This is a genomic window from Pseudoxanthomonas sp. LjRoot204_2, assembly GCF_056175765.1.
In genome coordinates this window covers 1-2,095 of the sequence record NZ_JBGFFG010000513.1, presented here as the reverse complement: position 1 = coordinate 2,095, position 2,095 = coordinate 1, and the positions used below count along the sequence as shown (strand labels likewise).

The 2,095-nt window shown below is 68.2% G+C and carries 3 protein-coding genes; all 3 read left to right on the top strand.

Going from position 1 to position 2,095, the window contains the following annotated elements:
• Positions 1-751: aminotransferase class III-fold pyridoxal phosphate-dependent enzyme (locus AC04L7_RS17310; RefSeq protein ID WP_475513523.1), on the top strand; the 751-nt coding region annotated here is incomplete at its 5' end.
• Complete coding sequence (locus tag AC04L7_RS17305) at positions 748-1,377, top strand: HAD-IA family hydrolase (RefSeq protein WP_436000312.1); 630 nt, start codon at positions 748-750, stop codon at positions 1,375-1,377. The genes AC04L7_RS17310 and AC04L7_RS17305, both read left to right, overlap by 4 nt.
• A 66-nt stretch (positions 1,378-1,443) precedes the next feature.
• The coding region (locus AC04L7_RS17300) for a type 1 glutamine amidotransferase domain-containing protein (RefSeq protein WP_475513522.1) at positions 1,444-2,095 on the top strand (652 nt) is incomplete at its 3' end.

Genomic DNA, 2,095 nt, shown 5'->3' with positions numbered 1-2,095 from the left:
GAGCTACAACGACGTCGAAGGCGCCACGCAGCTGTTCGAACAGTACGGCAGCGAGATCGCCTGCCTGATCATCGAACCCGTCGTCGGCAATGCCAACTGCCTGCCGCCGCGCGAAGGCTACCTGCAGCACCTGCGCGCCCTGTGCACGCAGCAYGGCACGCTGCTGRTSTTCGACGAAGTGATGACCGGCTTCCGCGTGGCGCTGGGCGGCGCGCAGGCGCACTACGGCATCACGCCGGACCTGACCACCTTCGGCAAGATCATCGGCGGTGGCATGCCGGTGGGCGCCTATGGTGGCCGTCGCGACCTGATGCAGCAGATCGCACCGGCCGGCCCGATTTACCAGGCCGGCACGCTGAGCGGCAATCCGGTGGCGATGGCCGCGGGTCTGGCAATGCTGGAGCTCATCCAGGCGCCGGGTTTCCACGACCGCCTCGCCGCGGCGACAGCGACGCTCTGCGATGGCCTGGAAGCCGCCGCACGCGATGCCGGCGTGCCGCTGACCACCACGCGCGTCGGCGCGATGTTCGGGCTGTTCTTCACCGACCAGCAAGTGGACACGTATGCGCAGGCAGTGGCCTGCGACACGGCGGCGTTCAACCGTTTCTTCCACGCGATGCTGGAACGCGGCGTGTACCTGGCGCCGTCGGCGTTCGAAGCCGGCTTCATGTCCAGCGCGCACACGCCCGACGTCATTGACGCGACGATCGCCGCTGCCCGCGAGGCCTTCAAGGTCGTCGCCGCGGGATGAAGCCCCGCATCCACCAGGTGCTGTTTGATTTCGACGGCGTCCTGGCCCACTACCGGCACGACGTGCGCATCGCGCACCTCGCCGCGCATGCGGGTTGCGCCTCCGAACGGGTGCGCGAGGTGTTGTTCGTCTCGGGCCTGGAAACCGAGTACGACAGCGGCACGATCGACACCGCCGCCTATCTCGGCCGACTGGGCGAGGGCTTGGGCGCGGTGGTGGATGAAGACGCCTGGCTGGCTTCACGCATGGCGGGCAGCACGGCCATCGACGGCGTGCTGGAGCGCATCGCGGCGCTGCACCCCGCTCTCTCCCTGGGCGTACTGACCAACAACGGCGTCATGATGACGCGCGCGATCCCCCGCATCGTCGCGCCGATGGCGGCCCGCATCGAAGGCCGGGTGCTGACCAGCGGCGGACTGCAGATGCGGAAGCCGGCGACGGCGACGTTCACGCGTGCGCTCGACGTGCTGGGCTGGGACGCCGGCAGCACGCTGTTCGTCGACGACAAGTTCACCAACGTGCAGGGCGCACGCGACGCCGGCCTGCATGCCGAGACCGTCACCGATGCGCGCAGCTTCGGCAAGGCACTGAAGCGTTACGTGTTCGGCCCGCAGACGGGTTGGTAGCGCGCGTTTGAAGCTTGGTTGATCCGGGCGCGGGACACTGGCGGCCTTCCCTCGGAGATCCGTCCCATGTCCCTGATTCCCAACGCCCTGCGCCGGCTGGGCGCACTGATTTGCTTCGTCGTGGTACTGCCAGCGCACGCCGCCGTGCCGGACAAGGTGCTGATCGTCGTCAGCGGTGAGGGACGCGACCAGGGCAAGACCCGTCCCGGCTACGAGTTCGACGAACTGTCGCAAGCCTGGCTGATCTTCAGGGCCAATGGACTGAAGGTGGACGTCGCCAGTCCGCAGGGCGGTGCCGTGGAAGCCGACAAGTACAACGCGCAGGAACCCTTCAACGCGGCGTTGCTCGGTGATGCAGAGGCCATGCGTACGCTGGGGGCGACGCGTTCGACGCGCGACGTGAAAGCGGCGGACTACGCGGCGATCTACGTCGTCGGCGGCAAGGGCGCGATGTTCGATCTGCCGCGCGACAACGCGCTGGCGTCGCTGCTGGCCGAAGCCTACATGCAGGGCGCCGTGATCGGCGCGGTCTGCCATGGGCCGGCCGCGCTGGTGGACGTGAAGCTCGGCGATGGAACGATGTTGGTTGCAGGCAAGGCGATGACGGGCTTCACGAATGAAGAGGAAGCGGTGTTCGGCAAGCGCTGGGCGAAGGAGTTCCCGTGGCAGCTCGAGGACGCGTTGCGCGGACGCGGGGCGCGGTGGCAGGAAGCACCAC